This is a genomic window from Thioalkalivibrio sp. AKL9, from assembly GCF_000377825.1.
In the GTDB taxonomy this organism is placed as follows: domain Bacteria; phylum Pseudomonadota; class Gammaproteobacteria; order Ectothiorhodospirales; family Ectothiorhodospiraceae; genus Thioalkalivibrio; species Thioalkalivibrio versutus.
Genome location: NZ_KB905117.1, coordinates 1 through 17,875 on the forward strand (window position 1 = coordinate 1; position 17,875 = coordinate 17,875).

Sequence of the window (17,875 nt, forward strand, 5' to 3'; positions counted from 1 at the left end):
CCTTGGCGCGATGCCTTCTATGGAGTTTGCCGATGACCTCGCCGGTGGCCACATCCAGTGCCGCGAACAGGGTGGTCGTGCCATGGCGCAGGTAGTCATGGGTGCGGGTCTCGGGATGGCCGAACGACAACGGCAACGCCGGCTGGGACCGGTTCAGGGCCTGGATCTGGCTCTTTTCGTCGACGCACAGCACCAAGGCGCGGTCCGGTGGGTGCATGTACAGGCCCACGATATCGTGCACCTTGGCCACGAAGTGCGGATCCGTGGACAACTTGAAGGTCTCGAGCCGATGCGGCTTGAGACCGAAGGCCCGCCAAATCCGGCTGATGGCCATCGCATTGAGCCCGGTCTCCTTGGCCATCAGCGTGGTCGACCAGTGCGTCGCGTTATCCGGCTTCGACTGCAGCGTCTTGTTGATGACTTCGGTCACCTTGTCGTCATCGATCGTACGGGGACGTCCGCTTCTCGGGGCATCCGTGAGCCCTCCGATGCGTGCCTGCTCGAAGCGCTTGCGCCACTTGCTCACCGTCTCCGCCGAGACGCCAACCCGCGCGCCAATCTCCGAAGCCTTCAGGCCTCGCGTGCTCAGCAGAATCATGCGCGCGCGCTGTTGTTCCGCCGCGGGCATCTGGCGCCGCCGCAGCCAGCTCTCGAGCTCGTCGCGTTCGGCTTCACTGATCGTCAACGTCTTGATCGGTCGTCCCATTCCGGTCGCCTCCCGAGTGCCTGTTATCAGGATACAGGGGGGACAGTCACGGAGTCGATGAACTTTTGTTAAAGAACACTAGGGAAACACTGATTTAATCCGCCGTGGGTCCCGCCCACCTGGCGGGTTTGGGATAATGGCGCCAGGTTTCCTGCCCGAGGTGATGGCCGATGTCCCAGCGCAGCTTTTCCGATCTCGAGTATTCCGCCAAGCGTAAGCAGACGCGGCGCGACCGCTTTCTGGGGGAGATCGATGCGATCACGCCCTGGGCGGCGCTGGTGGAGGCGATCGAGCCGCACTACCCGAAGGGGAAGCGGGGTCGTCCGCCGATTGGTCTGGAACGGATGCTGCGGATGTACGTGGCCCAGCAGTGCTTCAACCTGTCGGATGAAGGGATCGAGGATGCGGTCTACGACAGTCAGGCGATCCGGAGCTTTGTCGGGATCGACCTGAGCCGCGAAGACGCCCCGGATGCTACGACCCTGCTGCAGTTCCGCCGGCTGCTGGAGCAGCACAACCTGACCCAGGTGATCTTCGACCGGATCAACGCCCATCTGCAGCAGCGGGGACTGATGCTGCGCGAAGGGACGGTCGTGGATGCCACCCTGATCGCGGCCCCGCCGTCGACCAAGAACCGGGAGAAGGCCCGCGACCCGGAGATGCACCAGGCGAGGAAAGGCAACCAGTGGTACTTCGGGATGAAGGCGCATATCGGGGCCGATGTCGTCACCGGCCTGGTTCACACCGTGAAGGGCACGGCGGCGAACGTCTCCGATGTATCGCAGGTGCCGGAACTGCTCCACGGCGAGGAAGCCAGTCTGCATGGCGATGCCGGCTACATCGGTGCGGAGAAGCGACTGGAAGGCCATCGTCCGGAGACGCACATCGCGCGCAAGCGCGGCACGGTACGCGCAATGCAAGACGGCCCGGAACGCGATCAGGTGCGCGCCGCTGAACGGCACAAGGCTCAGTTGCGTTCGATCGTGGAGCATCCGTTCCATGTGGTGAAGAACCTGTTCGGATATCGCAAGGTGCGCTACCGCGGCCTCAAAAAGAACACCGCGCAGCTGCACAGCCTGTTCGCCCTGGCGAACCTGTACCGTGCGCGACAATGGGGGCTGCTGCCGCAGGGGTAGTGTGTCCGCAAGACCGGAAATCGCCCTGTAACCGCCAAAAACGGCGGTTACAGGGCCGCAGGCCGGCCGTAATGGCCCCAGTGCCCTTCCAAAAACCCCTCGGCCGGGCACGGAGCCGAATGCGGGGGCGTTAATCAGTGTTTCCCTAGACCTTCATACAGTGCGGTCAGGCGCGCAGCCTGGGAAGGCCAGCCAAAACTGGCTGCCAGTTGTTCGCGATCCTCTCGGCAAAGGGTATAAGCTTCTCTATCGGCGGCCACGACACTTATTGCTCGTGCGATTTCTTTCGGGTTGGTCTCGTCCATAACCAGGCCGCAGCCATGGGCCTCCACGAATCGGCGCATCTCCAAAAGGTTGCCCACAGCCACCGGCACACCAGCGAAAACGCTTTCCAGGAGCTTGTTAGGCATGCAGTAGTAGTAACTGAGACAGGCGTTCTGCATAGGGAGGACACTGACGTCAGCGGTTCGGATGAAGCCGACTACCTCTTCCGGGCGAAGAGCGTCGATGAAGTGCAACCGATCGAGCACACCGAGTTCTCCGGCGATGAGGGTCACTTCTTTTTCCGTAGCGGGCCGGCGCGGACCTACGGTAGCGAAGTGCACCATCGGCGCGTGGACGAGTGCGCGGACCACGTGCTCGATGCCTCGGTTTACAGTGACACTTCCGACGTAGACCGCCAAGGGCACGGCTTCGTCCAACTTTAGGTCGCTGCGAATATCTCGATCCGGGACAATCGTCTCGTCGAAGATCGGTGCGTTCATAATGACGGTGGGACGAGGAATCTTGTAGTCGTCACGCAAATGGTCGGCAATGCTCTCGGAGACGGTAATGACGCGGTCGGCTTGCCGAATATATTTCGACTCCAGTTGACGCCGTCTCCACCTCACGAGGCGCGGGTAAGTGGCGTTGCGGTGCATCTCGAGTTCATGGGAATCGTATAAGAGCCGTGCCCCGAGTTTCGTTGCGACTCGCCCACCTAAGGGCAGAGTCGTGAGATCGTGGGCATGGATCACGTCGGGTGCCAACCTGCGAACGTGCGGCTCTGCTGCGGAGCCGAATTCATCGGTCTCGAAGAGCCAGTAGGCTGTCCGAAGGATCCGACGAATGATGAGCCGCGTTATCAGACGGATCGGGCGGATAATGAAACGCGCCCTGTTACTAATCCACTTTGTGAAGGATAGACGCTTGAACTGATCTTGTACTTCCCCACAGGCGACTGCTCGATTTTGATCGGCCTTAGTCTTTGGGCCGACAAATGAGGACCCGAGCAAGCGTCGCGACAGCCTCCGCCAATCTAGCGGAATCGGTTCGACCCGAACATAGCGAACGCCTTTTCGTTCCTCATCCATTGGCAAGGCCCCGTCGTGGCGGCACACTACCGTGACCCTTCGGCCCGTCTTCGCTACCGCCTCTGCCATTTTGATCACGCGGCTGTCGGTGACGCAGGGATTATTGACCAGCATGACGACATGCTGATTTCCCGAAGGATGGCGAACCGACGACTGCTCCATTCAGGTTAATTCCTCGGTGTCGACTGCACCTGCGATCGCTTCGACCACGCGTGAGATATCGCTGTGCTGCAGATACGGATGCATCGGCAGGCTCACCACGCGCTCGCTTGCCGCCTCACAATTGGGAAAGCGATCCGGCTTGATTTCCAGGTCCATGAAGGCCGGCTGCCGATACAGGGGAACCGGGTAATGGACAGCGGTGGGAATACCAATATCGTTCAGGGCGCTCTGAACCGCCGCTCGTTGATCGGTCTGGACCGTGTACTGAGCAAAGACGCTAGTCCGATCAGATGCAATCTGCGGGACCGTTACCTTGCCCTGCAGCGCGTCGCTGTAGTGTTCCGCAACTCGCTGACGCAGATGCACTTCTTCCGCGAAAATCTCCAATTTCGGAAGGAGAATGGCCGCCTGGAGGGTATCCATACGGCCGTTCACGCCAATGACCGGGTGGTGGTAACGCCGGTCCTGCCCGTGCACGCGGATCTCGCGCATCGCCTTGGCCAAGTTGTCATCATCCGTGAACAGGGCGCCGCCGTCGCCGTAGCCGCCCAGCGGCTTGCTAGGAAAGAAGCTGGTGGAGCCGATGGTGGAGAGCGCACAGCTCTTGCGGCCCTTGTAGGTGGCGCCGAAGGACTGGGCGCCGTCCTCGATCACCGGCAGGCCGTGCTTCTCCGCAATGGCGTTGATCGCGTCGAAGGCCGCACACTGGCCGTAGAGGCTCACGGGCATGATGGCGCGGGTCTTCGGGGTAATGGCCGCCTCGATCTGTTCCGGGTCGATGTTGTAGGTGGCCGGGTCGATATCCACGAACACCGGTCTCGCCCCCAGCAGGGCGATCATCTCGCCGGTGGCGATGAAGGTGAACGGGGTGGTGATCACTTCATCCCCGCGCCCAATGCCGAGCGCCATCATCGCGATGAGCAAACTATCGGTGCCGCTGCTGACGCTGATGCAGTGTTTGCTGCCGGTATAGGCCGCTAGCCGCTCTTCCAGCTCGCCGACTTCCGGGCCCATGATGTACTTGCCGTGGCGCAGGACGGTCTCGATGCGCCGCTCGATTTCGGGCCGGATGCGCCGCTGCTGGGCGGCGAGATCGATGAAGGGGATCGCCGCGTCGGTTACGTCTGTCGCGGGCTGCAGCCGGGCCAGCGCCTCGCTCGGTTGCATGACCTCGCACTCGCCAAGCGTGTCGAAGGTGTGCTCGAGCGTAATGATAGCCACACTGCCGCCCCGAAGGCTGCGGGCACCTGCGGCGAGCTGGGCATCCTCGAAATCGCGGGCCCCGGCGTACAGGGCGGCTTGTTCGTGACCGGGCAGGCTCAGTACCGCGACCCATTCCAGCAATTGCCGCATGAGCTGCTGGACGGTGGCGCGGGCGGTTTCCGGCTCGGCGCCCAGATCCTTCAGCCGACGCACGGCGACGAAGTCCAGGGTGTTCAAAGCACTGGCGCCGACCCAGAGCTTGGCGCCCGCGCCCTTCGCGTCTTCCAGGAGCCGCGCCGTGGGGTTGTTGTCCACGTCCGCGTCCAGCCACATGTCGAGGATGGCGCTGACATCGAGAATATAATGCCGATCAGCCACGGTGCTTTTCCTCCCACGCCTGGTCACGCAGTTCGCGCATTTCGTCCTTGCTCAGCGAGGTGTTCTCTGCCGATTGCAGAACATCACGGATCGGGGCCTGGATCGACTGGAGTTCGTCGATAAAGCGCGAGGCGGCCGCTGGCCCGTTGTAGGGGGTATGGGGTTCCGGCTTGCTGGCTGCCCCCACCTCGCCCCCTTCTTCGATCTCGTCGTCCGGAAGGGTGACCAGAACGCGTACTCGCTGATGGCGGAGCTTGAGCGGACGGGCGAACCGCAGGTGCCCTTTGTCGTCGAGAGTGGCTTCAATTTTCATGCTTCGCACCTGGTGATCGTTGGTAAACACGCGCCTTCATCCATTGCACGGTGGGGCAAGCGTACATACGGGCGAATCTTGCGCGGTGAAGGGCGGTTTGGCCACGGATGTACACAGATGGACTCGGATAAAAACAAACAGACCCAGCATCCGTGTTCATCCGTGTCGATCCGTGGCTACCCGCTGTTCGTTGTACCGCTGGAGAGCTAAAAAGGGACCCTTTCACCCGCGGGTGAGTGTAGTGCCGCGAAGGGTATAGCCGGTGCCGGTGGCGGGGCATTGGGCCGTGGCCTCGCCTTCCAGTGGTAGGTCGAGTTGTTCGCCGTGTTCGCTCATCCACCCGATCTGTTTCGCGGGGACGCCGACCATCAGGGCGTAGGGCCGGACATCCTTGTTGACCACGGCCCCGGCGCCGATGAAGGCGTGCTCACCGATGGTGACGCCACAGACGATGGTGCAGTTGGCGCCGAGCGTGGCCCCGCGCTTGACGCACGTGTTGCGGTATTCATCCTTGCGCGGCACAGCGGAGCGTGGGTTGTAGACGTTGGTGAAGACCATGCTGGGGCCGCAGAAGACGTCATCTTCCAGGGTGACATCGTCGTAAACGGAGACGTTGTTCTGCACCTTCACATTGTCGCCGATGACCACGCGGTTGCCGACGAATACGTTCTGGCCGAAGGAACAGCGCTCGCCAATGCGGGCACCGCCGCAGATATGGACCCAGTGCCAGACGCGGGTGCCTTCGCCGAGCTGCGCGCCGTCATCGACGATGGCGGTGGGATGGATGGTTGTAGTCATTGAATTAGCCACGGATGTTCACGGATGGACACTGATGGTCATGGGTTTCAGGTAGCTTCGGATGATCACGAATTCACCCCCGCACCTTGCAAGACGAAGCGTTTGATCTGCGCCCGGGACTGGCCGAAGTTGATCAGCAGGCCGAGCGGATTGCCGGTGGCCCGCAAATAGTTGAGCACTTGCGCTTGGTGCTCCGGTGCCAGCTTGCTACAGGCCTTCAGCTCCAGCAGCACGCGGTTCTCGACGAGGATATCGGCAACGTACTCGCCAACTGCTTGTCCCTTGTAGCAGACCTTTACGGGCGGCTGTGTCTGCACCAGGAGCCCCGCATCACGCAGTTCGATTGCCAGGGCGTTTTCATACACTCGCTCCAGGAACCCCGGTCCAAGTTCATTGGACACCGCGAAGACACAGGACCGGATCCGATAGGTCAGATCCTCTTCAACAAGCGTTCCCTGCTCGTCCATATCCATTCGCCCTTCATCCGTGTTCATCCGTGTTCATCCGTGTTCATCCGTGGCCGGCCCTTGGTCATTGGTCCTTCGTCGTCAGTAGTCCAGCGGCAGAGGCGTTTGGCGGCCGTCGCGGGCGGACAGATACGTGGCGATGAGGATTTCCAGGGAGCGCAGGCCCTCGCGACCGTCGGTTTCCGGGTCGGCTTCGCCGCGCAGGCTGTCGATCACGTTTTCGTAGTACGCCGGGTGGCCGAAGCCGTAGACCGAGGTGGTCTCGTAATTGGCCTCCTTCACCTTGGCGTCTTCGGGCTGCTCGTCCGCGAACTCCCAGTGCTGGATCTCGTTCACCGCGACGCCGCCCACGCGGACCGTACCTTTCTCGCCGAGGATGGTGATGGAGCCTTCCAGGTTCTTCGGGTAGGTGAGCATGGTGACCGCCATGCTGCCCAGGGCGCCGTTGCGCCAACGAACGTTGAGCACGCCGGAGTCTTCGACCTCGATCAGGCGATCCTGCGTGGCGGTGTAGGCCTGCACGCTCTCTACCGGCCCGATCAGCCAGTCGAGCAGATCCACGTAGTGGCTGGCCTGGTTCATGAACGCACCGCCGTCGAACTCCCAGGTACCGCGCCATTTCGCGCTGTCGTAGTACTCCTGCGGGCGCGTCCAGAAGACGTTCAGGTTGACCATGAAGATGCGGCCGAAGCGGCGCTGGTCCACTGCCCGCTTGAGCAGCTGCAGCGTCGCATTGCGGCGATTCTGCTTGACCACGAACAAGCGCACGCCCGCGTGGTCGCAGGCTTCCACCATGGCTTTTCCGTCTGCCCAGCGCGTGGCCATGGGTTTTTCGGTGATCACGTGCTTACCAGCCTCGGCGGCCATGATGGCCTGACGGGCATGGATGCCACTGGGGGTGCAGAGGATGACGCCGTCCAGACCGGAGTCCTGCTCCAGAAGATCGCTCAGATGGCGATATCCGGGGGCACCGGTCCGGGCCCGGGCCTGTTCGAGCGCAGTCGGGTCAATGTCACAAACAGCAGCCAGTTCGATGTTGTCGGCGTGCTTTTCCAGCGCGTCGATATGCTTCTGGGCAATGCGACCACAGCCGACCAGGGCCAGGCGAATGCGGCGATCGGTAATCGGAGTGAACTGATGAATCATGGGGTTCCTTTGTTGACGGGGCTCAGGCGCGAACGATCTTCGGGTCGGTACGATCCCGGTAGACCCCGCGGGTATCGAGGACCAGCGGCGCATGGTTCAGGACCAGGTCGTAGTCCACTGCATCGTGATCGGTGGCAATGAGGACACAATCCTGCGCTGCCAGGGTTTCCTCGCTGATCGCCGTGTGCGAAAGGTCGAACTGATGCTCACGCATTTGCGGGAAGCTGGGCACGTGAGGATCGGAATAGGCCAGGACGGCGCCCTGCTCGCGCAGGTATTCCATCATCTCGACCGCCGGGGATTCCCGCATATCGTCCACGTTCTTCTTGTAGGCGATGCCAAGGATCAGGATGCGGCTGCCGTGGACGGCCTTGCCGCGTGCATTGAGCGCGTCGGCGAGTTTGCGCAGCACCCACTCCGGCATGCCGCTGTTGACCTCGCCGGCGAGCTCGATAAAGCGGGTATTGAGCCCGTACTCACGCGCCTTCCAGGTGAGGTAAAAGGGATCGATAGGGATGCAGTGCCCGCCCAGGCCCGGCCCCGGGTAGTACGGCACGAAGCCGAACGGCTTGGTGGCGGCTGCATCAATGACCTCGTAGATGTCGATGCCCATACGGTCGGCGACCATCTTCATCTCGTTGACGAGGCCGATGTTCACCGCGCGGTGGATGTTCTCCAGGAGCTTGGTCATCTCCGCGGCACGGGCACTGCTGACCGGTACCACCCGATCCACCACCTGGCCGTACAGGGCTTGGCCCACCTCCTGACATGCGGGGGAGTATCCGCCGCAGACCTTGGGGATCGTCTGGGTCTTGAAGTCGGGGTTGGCGGGGTCTTCGCGTTCCGGGGAATAGACAAGGAAGATCTCCTCCCCCACCTTAAGTCCACCGGAGCCGATGCGCGGGGCCAACTCCTCTTCGGTCGTACCCGGATAGGTGGTGCTTTCCAGCGAGACCACCTGGCCCGAACGCAAATACGGGACGACGGCATCCGTGGTGCCCACCACATAGGACAGATCCGGTTGGCGATAGCGGTCCAGTGGCGTGGGGACACAGATGATCAGGGCGTCCGCCTGCGATGCCCGTGACATGTCGCTTGTGGCCTCGAACAGACCGCCGCTGACCGCATCGGCAATCTGGTCGCCGTGGATGTGCTCGATGGGGCTTTGCCCCGCGTTCAGCTGCTCAACCTTGGAGGGGTCGTTATCGAACCCGAGCACATGGTAGCCCAGCTCCACATAACGAAGCATGAGGGGCAGACCGACGTAGCCAAGCCCAATGATGCCGATGACGGCGCTGCGCTCTTCCAAGCGCTTGATCAGTTCGTGTTGTGCAGACATTCCATTGTATTCCACTAGATGTTTTGGTTCGTTGGCCCGGTTGGACCGATTCCATTACTGAGAGGGCTAACCGCTGAACGTACAGGCTCGGCGCTTCGGCCCAGCCGGGATGGCAAACTAGAGAAGTGGCATGACTCCACCCAGTTTCAGCACGGGCTGTAATTATATTCGGGATCGCCAGGGTACCGCTCTGCACCGCGCGGGAGCCGCAGCAGCTCGTCCTAGTCGCGCATGCCCCCGGGAATAAGTTGCCCCGGCCATTCCCGCCGAACTCCTGATCACGAAGCACGGTTCGCTTTCGTTATTGTCGATGCCTATACACTCGGCCACCCCGAATTCTTCCAGTGCCTGCCGCACCAGTTCGCGCCCGATGGTGCCGCATGCACCCGTGATCAGAATTCTCTTGTTTTTTCAGCTGGTTCAATTTCGCATCCCTGTTTGTCGCAGCGGAGCCAGTCACCCTGCTAAAAAAACTCTTGAACCCCTGCAAGAGTAACTGCTTTCAGGGGAACGTTTATCCAAATACTCCAGCTATTCGCCCGCGCCCTCCCGGCGCTGGCGCAGCCTACCGAACTTCACCGATGGACGGAAGCCACACGCTCTCACTACCGCGACTCGTTCCCGGCTCGCTCCAATTGGTCGAGACTATCCCGGATGGGCTTGAGCTTTCTGGTCGCATCGAGGTAATGCTTGGCCTTCAGGTCTCTTTCAAGGTCGGCCGTCAAAGCCGCTAGATCAAGAGTGATATCCGATACATTCTGGACTAGGGAATCGCCGTTTTGAATCACCTCGGCAGCGGGCTTCAGGTCTTCTCTACCCTTGGAGGATGCAGGCCAACCCACACCAGCGGGCTCCATTGCCCAGCGCCCCCAGTGAACCGCCACACCTGCTCCATCTTGCGTCTCGATCACGGTGGCTGGCTTGAGGTCGGGGTTGTGAAATACCATCGGCGCGTTTCTCAGATGCTCCTGCCATTCAGGCAGGCGTTCGACCAGGGCCCGCAGGTGCTCCTCTGAGCGTCCATCCGTGGCAATGCGCAGGGAATCGAGCAAGGGGGCATCCATACGCTGCCAGAGTCGGGCCCGCGACCGGCCATATTGAGCAACCATCGCTTTTCCGGGCGAGAGCTGGAGCAGCCGTGTGCGCACGTCGAGCAGGAGGGATTGCGGATTTTGCGCAGTACTCCCCTGCCCATCATCGAGCTTCAGCACATGGCAGCGATAACCCCGAACCGATGTCGCACCCACCCACCCCGGGGCCGGTAGCCCCCTGGGTGCGGCGCTCAGCAGTGCGGCTTCATGCCGAGCCTGGCCCATGCTCTTGTCCTCGAAGAGCTTGACCAGGTAAGTACCGCCGCCCGCAACCTCGCAGCGCAAAGCGAAAACTCCGGAAACCATCAGTTCTTGCCAGCGCACAACAACGTCCGCAGTCGACGACTCTTCGGCGAGATCGTGGAGAACCCTTGGGATCCACTGCGCACGCTCTTCCGGAAAGAGAAGATCCATCACACTAGCGCCCTGCAGAACAGTGGGCGGGTGATAGGCGGCGCGATGAAAGAACAGTGCATCCAGTTTTGAGCGCTGCTGATACAGCTGCACAAGCGAAGGCACCAGACTGCCCAGCCGATTGAACGCCTGACGGGACATCAGCAGCGCGATGATGGCAGGTATAAGGCCGGGCGGTTGACGGAAAAGAAAATCTACCACCAGGTACCCGAACGCGAGCATGAAACCGACGGCCGCGAGCACCGCCGTCCAGCGCGAAAGCGCCTGTTTGAGATGCTCGCGAAAGCGCCGACTCAAAATCAGCCCGACAAGAAGCGCAAGCGTAACGACGGATGAATAGCCCACCATGAGGACCGCAACCGCGGGATAGAGCCAAACCATCAAGGCAATCGCCAGGACAAAGAACACGCCACCCGCCAGAACCGACGCAAACCGCTTGTACGAGCGGGAGGCCACCCCGTCCTGCCCTTCGAAAAGCACCATCTTGCGGCTTCGCGCCAGCAATCGCGTGGCGCCTTGCTGCGAGCCCCACTCCACCACGCGCTCGGCGATGAGATAGAGCAAATAGAAGGCAACCGTGGCCATGGTCAGCCAAAGAATCAGATGGTCCCTTTCGACTTGCTCGAATGCCGGCGGGAAGTAGCGCGGGATGCCGTCCGAGCCCAGCAGGATGATGACCTTCAGCGGTAGGAAGAAGGCCAGCAGCAAGGCCACTTGGGAAACAAGCGTCGCAACCACGACAGTGCCCGTGGCCACAGGTACCGCCCAGAAGAACTTGGCGCCCAGGCGGCCGCTCCATTTCAGGCTGTCGAGGATGGCGCGGATCAAGGGGTCGCCACCTGATTGGATGCCGTTGTTGGTAGCCGGCGAATGATTTGGGCGGCGGTGGCTTCGAGATCTGTAGGAGCCGAGCCCTCTCGGCGATGCGGCGCTGAGCAGGTCTGATCGGCCAGGGGCTGGCCTCCTACATTGGGTGGTGTTGGGGCGCAGGTCCCTCGGCGGTTTGGGCGCTGGATAAGGGCGATCGCCCAGGGGGCTGGGCTCCTACAGGGTTGAGGGATCATGGGTTGCGGATGAAGCCCATGGCTTCGAGTTTAAGCAGGATGCCGTGGGCGGCTTCGTCGGGCGTGGTGTCGCGGGTGTCGATGCGCAGTTCCGGGTGTTCCGGTTCCTGATAGGGGTCGTCGATGCCGGTGAATTCCTTGATGAGGCCGGCGCGAGCCTTGGCGTAGAGGCCCTTGCGGTCGCGCGCCTCGCAGGTCTCCAGCGGGGTGGCGACGTGGACCTCCAGGAAACCGCCGTGCTGCTCGATGCGTTCGCGCACGCGGCGGCGCATGTCAGTGTACGGGGCGATGGGGGCGCAGATGGCGCAGCCGCCGTTCTTGGTGATCTCGCTGGCCACATAGCCGATGCGCTGGACGTTGATGTCGCGGTGTTCCTTGGAGAAGCCAAGCTCGCTGGAGAGCTCCTTGCGCACGATGTCGCCGTCCAGCAGCGTGACGGCGCGCCCGCCCAGTTCCATCAGCTTCACCCCCAGGGCATTGGCCATGGTCGACTTGCCGGAACCGGAGAGCCCGGTGAAGAACACGGTAAAGCCCTGCCGATGGCGCGGCGGGAAGGTGCGGCGTAGCTCCTGGACGACCTCCGGGTAGGAGAACCACTCGGGGATCTCCAAGCCCTCGCGCAGGCGGCGGCGGAACTCGGGGTTGTCGAGGTTGAGCGCGTGTTCGCCTTCGCCCACCTCGTTGCCCGGCACGAAATCGGCGCGGTCCTGCACATAGGTCATCGCCTGAAACGGGACCATCTCGATGCCGATCTCGTCGGCGTGACGCCGGATCAGGTCCTGCGCGGCGTAGGGGCCGTAGAAGGTCTGGCCGCCGGGACCCGGGTCCGGGCTGGCGTGGTCCTGGCCGACGATCAGGTGCGTGCAGCCATAGTTGCGACGGATGATCGCGTGCCACAGCGCCTCGCGCGGGCCGGCCATGCGCATGGCGAGCGGCAACAGGCTGAGTTGGGTCGTCTGCTCCGGGGCCTGGCGCAGCACGTGCTCGTAGCAACGTACGCGCACGAAGTGGTCCACATCCCCCGGTGCGGTCACGCCCACCGCGGGCTGAATCAGCAGGTTGGCCTCGGTCTCGCGCACGGCCCGGCGGGTCAGCTCCACCTGGGCGCGGTGCATGGGGTTGCGGGTCTGGAAGGCGACCACGCGGTTCCAGCCCAGCTTCTGGAAGTACTCGCGCAGCTCCGCGGGACTGTAGCGGTAATTGCGAAAGTCGTGGTGGACCGGGGGTTCCAGGCCGTGCAGCGTACCGCCGAGATTGACCGGGCCGGTGCGATGCATCAATTCGTTGACGCCGGGATGCGCGGTATCGCGGGTGCCATACACGAGCTGCGCCTCGCGGGCGCGATCCGGCCGCCAGCGATACTCCACGTCCATCACGGCGATCAGCATGCCCTCGGCGTCGCGCAGGGCGATGCGGCTGCCCTCCTCCACCTGTTCGGCGAATGCCTCGCTGACATCCAGCGTGACCGGTATCGGCCACAGTGTGCCGTCGGCCAGCCGCATGTTCTCCACGACGCCCGCGTAGTCCGCCGGGCCCATGAAGCCGGTCAACGGGGAGAAACCACCATTCAGCAGCAGCTCGGCATCGCACACTTGGCGCGGCATCAGGTCCCAGGCGAGGTAGTCCCGCGCCTGGGCCTTCAGCTCCCGGGTGGCCCCCTCGTCGAGATAGCGATCACACAGCGTGCCGCCGTACGGTTCAATCAAATCCATGAGGGTGTAGATCCCTTGTATTGCGTGCGTGCCCGGTATTCCGGGTGCGAATGCCACCCGATCGGGGGTACTGGTCAGGCCTGTTCGCCCAGGGGGCTGGGCCCCTACGGGGTTGGTGGTTCGTCCGCTGGTTCGGTGTTCTGGAGCTCGGTGCGGAGTTGTTCGATCTCGGTCATCAGGGCTTGGTGCTCGGCGCGTTTTCGCTGCAGCAGGCCGTACGCCAGGCGGGCCTTTTCCTGCAGGCCACTTGGTGTGAGCTTGTACAGGTAGGCGGAGCGGTTATCCGAGCGGCGGAAGTTCTGCGCCTTGACCCAGCCGCGGTCGAGCACGGCCCTGAGCGCGTAGTGCGTCTTGCCCACCGACAGGCCCAGCGAGCGCGCCAGTTGGCGCTGGCTCATGTCCGGCTCCTGCTCCAGCAGGCGGAGCACTTGCAGATGAAGATCTTCTTCAATCAATAGGTTATCGAGCCGGTGGGCGGCGTTTGGGCACGCTACCGCCGGAACGGTGCGCCGGGATTTTCGCGGGCCCGCCCTGGGAAAGCTGCTGACTGTGCGTTCACGGGGTGAACGAAGGCCGAAAGTAGAGCATATGGGGCAGCCGCATGGCAACGGGACGCGCGCGCAAGAAAGGGCAACGGGAGGGATTGGTTTCTGCCGACCCCATCGGGGCGGTCCTGCCGCTGGAGATCCCGGCTCTTCGCTTCGCTGCGGCCGGGGTAACGGGGTGGGGATACCCGCCTATTCGAACTCGGAACGAGAAATACCCGACTGCCGAATGATCGACATCAGAGTGCCCTTTCGCAGTTCCGAATGATCCGGTATGGGAACCGTGATGGTGGAGGGTCCATCTTTTTTCTGCATGGCAACATGGCTGCCCCTTTGCCGAACGGGCTCGAAGCCGTGCCTCGCAAGGATGGCCATCACCTCCTTGCCCGAAAGCGGTCGCAGCTTACCCAACGGCGACCTCAACGCTGGTCACGAATACTTCGCCGTGGAGGCGCTCTTGAAGCTCGTCTTCCGGAGCCGCCTCGAAGAACAGCTCCAGCGCTTCTCGCAAGTTGTTGCGAGCCTCTTCAATGGTCGCGCCCTGGCTTGCGACATCGACCTCGGGACAGAGCGACACATAGCCGCCATCCTCCTGCTCGATAATCGCCGTCAAATGCTTGGTCATCACGCTTTCTCCATTGCCGAACGGCCAGGCCCCTAGTATAGCGGTGTCACCACCACTCCTTCCGCCATCCCGCCGTGTTTCGAATGCGACCGTCTGAGCGCCGGGGTCGCAATTCCGGGGCCCAAGCCTAGCGCCACTGCGCATTCTGGAAGCAGGGCCGCTCTGCGTCGTCACCTCCTAAGCCGAACCCCTTTATCCCGTCATCGCGGAAACCGAAAAGCGGGGATCTTCAGCGTCCGAGGCTTGCTCAGCGATGGAGTTCCCCGCTCTTCGCGTCGCGGCGGCCGGGGTGACCGTTCACGTACCGTGGCTCCGAACCTGTAGGAGGCCAGCCCTCTGGCCGATTCGGGCATATCCAGCACCCCATCGCGCAGGGGGCTGCGCTCCTACAATCCGCGGTGCCCCTGGACATGTAGGAGCCGAACCTCTCGGCGATTGGGGCGTTGGATAGGTCCGATCGCACAAGCGCGGTGCGTGCCCCTGCAGGCCAGAATCCGTGGTTATGCGGGGCTTAGAAAACGGGAAATGGTTTTTTCTCCGGCCGGACCACCCCGGGTTCCCCGCAGCCCTCGGGCATTCATGAATCCAGGCGACTCAAAAGACGATCGAGCTCGTTGGCCATGACAGGTACATCGTTGCACGCTGTGTTCCACACAATACGGTCATCAACCTTCGCATAGCCATGAATAAGAGGGTTTCGTAGATCGACCGCTGCTCGTAGCTGCGGCACTTGCTTCGCAATCTCCGGATCGAGCTTATCTAACTGACCAAGTGCTTCACCCAGGATCTCCAGCTGACGCTCGACAGCCGAGCGCATCAAGGCATTATGAAGATATGCATCCTCATTGGCATCGCCGATGAAGTCCGCGACGCGGCGGGCGGCTTCACGGGCATCCCACAGATAGGCTCGAGGATCACGCCGCATGGACCGATTCCCGATGCCTGTCGACCTCGGCCTGCACATAGGGGTTGGCCAAACTCTCGGGGGTGATTAGATCGACCGGGCGCCCCAGGATGCGGCTCAGAGCGCTTCGAAACGCCAGGAACGGCTCGAGGGATGTGGCCGCTTCGCTTTCCGGCGCAAACTCGACCAGGAAATCGACATCCGATCGGATGGGATCAAAATCGACAGCTCGTGCAGCGGACCCAAACACCTCCAAGCGCCGGACACCATAACGTCGGCAAATGGATTCAATCGCCTCTCGGTTCTGGTGAATCAGTGGATGCACGAACCGACCTCCTGCTCACAACACGATATACATGATGCCTCGACAGGCAACGCGCTGCACACGCACGTGAGTCAAACACATCGGCCTATCCGGTCGCCCCGGGCCCCACACCAACCGCCCTCATCCGGGAAACCGCGGAGCGGTTATCCGGGATCTCCCGCGTCCGGGCAGTCCCACCGGTGGAGATCCCGGCTCTTCGCTTTGCTACGGCCGGGATGACGGGGTGCGGTTACGGCCGGAATGACGGGGTGGATGTAGCGTTCCGGCCGCGGGCTAACGCTGCCGCGTGTCGGCGCGGGGATACCGGCGCGCGGTCAATGTGCAGACACCCAGTTTTGCACCTGCAGCCCGGGCACACGCTCAAACTCGCGCCCATTGTTCGTCACTAGTACGGTTCCTGTTGCCCGTGCGTGCGCCGCTATCAGAAGGTCGTTTGCGCCAATGGGGGCGCCAGCGTGTTCCAGCTCAGCCCGGATGTCTCCGTAATGGTCGGCTGCTTCTTCCGGCCAGTCGCACACCTGCGTGAAAGCCAGAAAACGCTCCAATGCGGCCTCGCTACGCTCTTTCTGATTCGACCGGCAAACGCCGTAACGCAATTCCGCCAGGACGACGGCGGATAGGCCTACCTCCCCCACCGGCACGTGGCGTAACCGTTCGTGCACCTCTGGCGGCCGGCGTTTCATGATGTAGATACAGATGTTCGTGTCCAGCATATAGCGCATGGATCACAACGCCTCGCGATCCTGGGCCATTCGATCCTCGATCGAATCGGGAAAGTCGTCGGGCAGGGTCTCGGCAGGACCCAGGAAATAATCATCCCAGGACCGCGGCTTGGCCCGCAGGATCAATGCATCCCCGCGCTTTTCGATGACCACCTCATCGGTATCGAACGTAAATCCCTTCGGCAGCCGTACGGCCTGACTGCGCCCATTCCGAAACAAACTCGCCGTGCGTCGCTTCATTATCTAGCCCCAAAATGGATGCATATGCCTAAAGCATATCCCAGCCAGCGGCGTGTTTCCAGGCCTCATCGCTCAGTGGGTTCGGCTCATACAACCTGCGCGCCCCTCCGTCATCCCGGAAACCGCGGAGCGGTTATCCGGGATCTCGGGCGTCCGGGCGACCCCCAGCGGTGTAGATCCCGGCTCTTCGCTTCGCTACGGCGGGGATGACGGGGTGGGAGGACGTACGGCCGGAATGACGTGCAGCGCAGGGCGGCGACGGCTTTGGGCCTTTGAGTTGTAGGAGCCGAGCCTCTCGGCGATTGGGGCGTTGGCTGGCTCGTATCGGCTTGCGGCGAACCTCAAGGGTTTGGAAGCCAATCTTCGTGTGCGTGGCGCACCCGGAGAATATAGACGTCGCCAACCGGATCCAGGATGTAGACGACGATATGCGCCTGAAACGGGTGGACACGTACAGGCGGAGCGATTTCGGCGCGTTCGCGGGCCACCAGCGGGTTCTCCGCCAGGAACCGGAACTGGCGCTCCAGCGCTGCGTGATACCGCCCTGCTTGGTCAAGACCAAACTCTGCTGCGCCCTGGACAAAGATGGAGATGACATCCTCCTCCGCCTTTTCACTCAGGTAAAAGGGCATTACCGAGGGAGACGCTGATTGAATCGCGCGCTCGCGTTGATAACCCAGGTTTTCCGAGACCAGGCGCGTCGTGCAGCGGGTAGTGGTTCTACCCGCCCGTTTTTGATTTCTTCGGGGCGCAACGCAGGATCGTGGAACCTGGGGTGCCAACCCCTACACGCTATTGAAAGCAGGGGCTCGGCCGCCCGTTGTTGACCAAAACGGGTGCGCGCACGGCGTTGCGGCTCCCTTGTGCAGAATGACTGCACGGCAGTCGCCGCGCCTTGTTCGCACGTAAAAAGCGACTCGAGCGCGAACGTGCGATTCAATCAGCGTCTCCCTGGCGAGTCAGGAACCGGAACATTGGCGCGCCGCCCGCTCGTGGAGCTCTTCCATACTGTGCTGGCCGGGACCGCTCTCCAGCGCTTCCGTGACGAACGTCTGCATGCGCTCGACCTTCTCGGCACGCTCCTGGTCGTGACGGATCAGATCGCGCACGTAATCGCTGACGTTGCTGTACTGACCGGATTCGGCCTGCTTTTCGACCCAGTTCTTCATCGGGTCGGGAAGCGATACGTTCATGGTCGCCATAGCCTCACAAACCTCCAGCTTTCTTGGCAAT

At 62.3% G+C, this 17,875-nt stretch carries 20 protein-coding genes; 1 reads left to right on the plus strand and 19 read right to left on the minus strand.

The annotated features are described in order from the left end of the window. Positions 1-706 (minus strand): IS630 family transposase (locus D573_RS0112175; protein WP_018938267.1); only part of this gene is annotated, 706 nt, incomplete at its 3' end. 170 nt (positions 707-876) lie between these two features. Between D573_RS0112175 and D573_RS0112180 the strand changes: the two genes are divergently transcribed. Next, positions 877-1,842 carry an IS5 family transposase gene (locus tag D573_RS0112180; protein WP_018939207.1) on the plus strand — a complete coding sequence of 322 codons (966 nt, stop codon included), beginning with the start codon at positions 877-879 and terminating at the stop codon, positions 1,840-1,842. Positions 1,843-1,976: 134 nt separating this feature from the next. Here the strand turns inward: D573_RS0112180 and D573_RS0112185 are convergent, their stop codons facing one another. The 18 genes from D573_RS0112185 to D573_RS0112270 form a co-directional block, all read right to left on the minus strand. Next, on the minus strand, positions 1,977-3,356 hold the full coding sequence (locus D573_RS0112185; RefSeq protein WP_018939125.1) for a glycosyltransferase family 4 protein: 1,380 nt from the start codon (positions 3,354-3,356) through the stop codon (positions 1,977-1,979). Continuing rightward, a complete protein-coding gene (locus tag D573_RS0112190; protein WP_018939126.1) occupies positions 3,357-4,937 on the minus strand; it encodes a DegT/DnrJ/EryC1/StrS family aminotransferase in 1,581 nt (526 codons plus the stop codon). Next, entirely contained in the window at positions 4,930-5,250 is a 321-nt protein-coding gene (locus D573_RS0112195; protein ID WP_231367878.1) for a hypothetical protein, read from the minus strand. The genes D573_RS0112190 and D573_RS0112195 overlap by 8 nt, the downstream gene beginning before the upstream one ends. A gap of 222 nt (positions 5,251-5,472) precedes the next feature. After that, a complete protein-coding gene (locus D573_RS0112200; protein ID WP_018939128.1) occupies positions 5,473-6,048 on the minus strand; it encodes an acyltransferase in 576 nt (191 codons plus the stop codon). Between the two features lie 65 nt (positions 6,049-6,113). Further along, positions 6,114-6,521, minus strand: coding sequence for a GxxExxY protein (locus tag D573_RS0112205; protein ID WP_018939129.1), 408 nt, complete (start codon positions 6,519-6,521; stop codon positions 6,114-6,116). Between the two features lie 75 nt (positions 6,522-6,596). Continuing rightward, entirely contained in the window at positions 6,597-7,661 is a 1,065-nt protein-coding gene (locus D573_RS0112210; protein ID WP_018939130.1) for a Gfo/Idh/MocA family protein, read from the minus strand. Positions 7,662-7,683: 22 nt separating this feature from the next. Continuing rightward, a complete protein-coding gene (locus D573_RS0112215) occupies positions 7,684-9,000 on the minus strand; it encodes a nucleotide sugar dehydrogenase (RefSeq protein WP_018939208.1) in 1,317 nt (438 codons plus the stop codon). A 605-nt stretch (positions 9,001-9,605) separates the two neighbouring features. Continuing rightward, positions 9,606-11,333: a hypothetical protein gene (locus D573_RS0112220; RefSeq protein ID WP_018938985.1), complete on the minus strand. Its 1,728-nt coding sequence runs from the start codon at positions 11,331-11,333 to the stop codon at positions 9,606-9,608. Between the two features lie 232 nt (positions 11,334-11,565). Next, positions 11,566-13,281 (minus strand): bifunctional sulfate adenylyltransferase/adenylylsulfate kinase, encoded by a 1,716-nt coding sequence (locus tag D573_RS0112225; protein WP_018938984.1) that lies wholly within the window; start codon positions 13,279-13,281, stop codon positions 11,566-11,568. Between the two features lie 104 nt (positions 13,282-13,385). Continuing rightward, a complete protein-coding gene (locus tag D573_RS0112230; RefSeq protein WP_018938983.1) occupies positions 13,386-13,736 on the minus strand; it encodes a MarR family EPS-associated transcriptional regulator in 351 nt (116 codons plus the stop codon). 282 nt (positions 13,737-14,018) lie between these two features. Then, on the minus strand, positions 14,019-14,201 hold the full coding sequence (locus D573_RS0112235; protein WP_018938982.1) for a type II toxin-antitoxin system HicA family toxin: 183 nt from the start codon (positions 14,199-14,201) through the stop codon (positions 14,019-14,021). A gap of 28 nt (positions 14,202-14,229) precedes the next feature. Next, positions 14,230-14,451, minus strand: coding sequence for a type II toxin-antitoxin system HicB family antitoxin (locus D573_RS0112240; protein ID WP_018938981.1), 222 nt, complete (start codon positions 14,449-14,451; stop codon positions 14,230-14,232). Between the two features lie 577 nt (positions 14,452-15,028). After that, positions 15,029-15,376 carry a DUF86 domain-containing protein gene (locus D573_RS0112245; RefSeq protein ID WP_018938980.1) on the minus strand — a complete coding sequence of 116 codons (348 nt, stop codon included), beginning with the start codon at positions 15,374-15,376 and terminating at the stop codon, positions 15,029-15,031. Further along, the gene (locus D573_RS0112250; RefSeq protein WP_018938979.1) at positions 15,366-15,680 is read right to left on the minus strand and encodes a nucleotidyltransferase family protein; all 315 of its coding nucleotides are present in this window, start codon (positions 15,678-15,680) and stop codon (positions 15,366-15,368) included. The genes D573_RS0112245 and D573_RS0112250 overlap by 11 nt, the downstream gene beginning before the upstream one ends. Positions 15,681-15,994: 314 nt before the next feature. Further along, positions 15,995-16,402 (minus strand): type II toxin-antitoxin system VapC family toxin, encoded by a 408-nt coding sequence (locus D573_RS0112255; RefSeq protein ID WP_018938978.1) that lies wholly within the window; start codon positions 16,400-16,402, stop codon positions 15,995-15,997. Between the two features lie 3 nt (positions 16,403-16,405). Further along, the gene (locus tag D573_RS0112260) at positions 16,406-16,642 is read right to left on the minus strand and encodes an antitoxin (protein ID WP_026287991.1); all 237 of its coding nucleotides are present in this window, start codon (positions 16,640-16,642) and stop codon (positions 16,406-16,408) included. Positions 16,643-16,983: 341 nt separating this feature from the next. Next, entirely contained in the window at positions 16,984-17,274 is a 291-nt protein-coding gene (locus D573_RS0112265) for a type II toxin-antitoxin system RelE/ParE family toxin (RefSeq protein ID WP_018938976.1), read from the minus strand. A gap of 327 nt (positions 17,275-17,601) precedes the next feature. Beyond that, complete coding sequence (locus D573_RS0112270; protein WP_018938975.1) at positions 17,602-17,844, minus strand: type II toxin-antitoxin system ParD family antitoxin; 243 nt, start codon at positions 17,842-17,844, stop codon at positions 17,602-17,604. Positions 17,845-17,875: the final 31 nt, after the last annotated feature.

Excerpts from the sequence above, each read along its gene's own strand:
- D573_RS0112255 (WP_018938978.1), bottom strand. The coding sequence starts at position 16,402 with ATGCGCTATATGCTGGACACGAACATCTGTATCTACATCATGAAACGC.
- D573_RS0112240 (WP_018938981.1), bottom strand. The coding sequence starts at position 14,451 with ATGACCAAGCATTTGACGGCGATTATCGAGCAGGAGGATGGCGGCTAT.
- D573_RS0112225 (WP_018938984.1), bottom strand. The coding sequence starts at position 13,281 with ATGGATTTGATTGAACCGTACGGCGGCACGCTGTGTGATCGCTATCTC.
- D573_RS0112260 (WP_026287991.1), bottom strand. The coding sequence starts at position 16,642 with ATGAAGCGACGCACGGCGAGTTTGTTTCGGAATGGGCGCAGTCAGGCC.
- D573_RS0112185 (WP_018939125.1), bottom strand. The coding sequence starts at position 3,356 with ATGGAGCAGTCGTCGGTTCGCCATCCTTCGGGAAATCAGCATGTCGTC.
- D573_RS0112180 (WP_018939207.1), top strand. The coding sequence starts at position 877 with ATGTCCCAGCGCAGCTTTTCCGATCTCGAGTATTCCGCCAAGCGTAAG.
- D573_RS0112235 (WP_018938982.1), bottom strand. The coding sequence starts at position 14,201 with ATGGCCATCCTTGCGAGGCACGGCTTCGAGCCCGTTCGGCAAAGGGGC.
- D573_RS0112205 (WP_018939129.1), bottom strand. The coding sequence starts at position 6,521 with ATGGATATGGACGAGCAGGGAACGCTTGTTGAAGAGGATCTGACCTAT.
- D573_RS0112265 (WP_018938976.1), bottom strand. The coding sequence starts at position 17,274 with ATGCCCTTTTACCTGAGTGAAAAGGCGGAGGAGGATGTCATCTCCATC.
- D573_RS0112245 (WP_018938980.1), bottom strand. The coding sequence starts at position 15,376 with ATGCGGCGTGATCCTCGAGCCTATCTGTGGGATGCCCGTGAAGCCGCC.
- D573_RS0112210 (WP_018939130.1), bottom strand. The coding sequence starts at position 7,661 with ATGATTCATCAGTTCACTCCGATTACCGATCGCCGCATTCGCCTGGCC.
- D573_RS0112200 (WP_018939128.1), bottom strand. The coding sequence starts at position 6,048 with ATGACTACAACCATCCATCCCACCGCCATCGTCGATGACGGCGCGCAG.
- D573_RS0112270 (WP_018938975.1), bottom strand. The coding sequence starts at position 17,844 with ATGGCGACCATGAACGTATCGCTTCCCGACCCGATGAAGAACTGGGTC.
- D573_RS0112195 (WP_231367878.1), bottom strand. The coding sequence starts at position 5,250 with ATGAAAATTGAAGCCACTCTCGACGACAAAGGGCACCTGCGGTTCGCC.
- D573_RS0112215 (WP_018939208.1), bottom strand. The coding sequence starts at position 9,000 with ATGTCTGCACAACACGAACTGATCAAGCGCTTGGAAGAGCGCAGCGCC.